This is a genomic window from Bradyrhizobium sp. P2_E8 (assembly GCF_056403875.1).
Map to the genome: position 1 here is coordinate 1 of NZ_JBFUES010001811.1, position 684 is coordinate 684.

Consider the following 684-nt stretch of genomic DNA (forward strand, 5'->3'; position numbering starts at 1 on the left):
GCCCCGGACTGGCCGTGCCCCTGGAGCACGTGGCGATGTTGATCGGCGAGCGACAACCGGCCGGCATATTGCACATGGCCGCGGTCGACGACGTAAGCGAGTGCGGAGACGCGCTGCCGCGCATCGTTTTCCAGCCATACCGAACGCATCACCTCGCGATAGACCGACGTCACCTGCTCGCGCGCGCGCAAATAGGCGACGACGTCGGCGCGGTCCTTTTCGGCGACACGGAAGGCGATACCGCGACAGGCGCCGCCGCGATCGAGCCCGAGCACCAGGCCCGGCTTCTCCGGCGTGCCGCGATGCACGAAGGAATAGACGCAGAGCGCACGATGCTCGCCGACCAGCCGCGCCGGGACGCGTTCCATAAATTCGAAGCCCGGCCGCCACATCAGCGAGCCATAGCCGAACACCCAGAGGTCGCCCTTGGCTGTCGTGACGGAGGGGAGGGTGATTTCCGACATGGCGGGCACGGCTACCAGAACCGCGCCCCCAAGCGAAGCGAATTCTCCGCCTTTCGTCGCAGCCGAACCTCGCTTACATTTGACAAAATCTGGGGTCAAAGGGTCGCCGCATGTCCAATCTGACCGTTGCCGCAGGCCGCCGCCCCCGTTGGGGCCTTTTCATCGCACCCGTTCTCCTCCTGATCCTCGTCGTCGCGTGGAGCTGCTTCTGGTTCTATGC

General features: G+C 65.5%; 1 protein-coding gene. It reads right to left on the reverse strand.

Features of this window, described 5'->3' with window-relative positions; translation table 11 throughout:
• The coding region (locus AC1D00_RS44055; RefSeq protein ID WP_477015066.1) for a gamma-glutamylcyclotransferase at positions 1-464 on the reverse strand (464 nt) is incomplete at its 3' end.
• Positions 465-684: the final 220 nt, after the last annotated feature.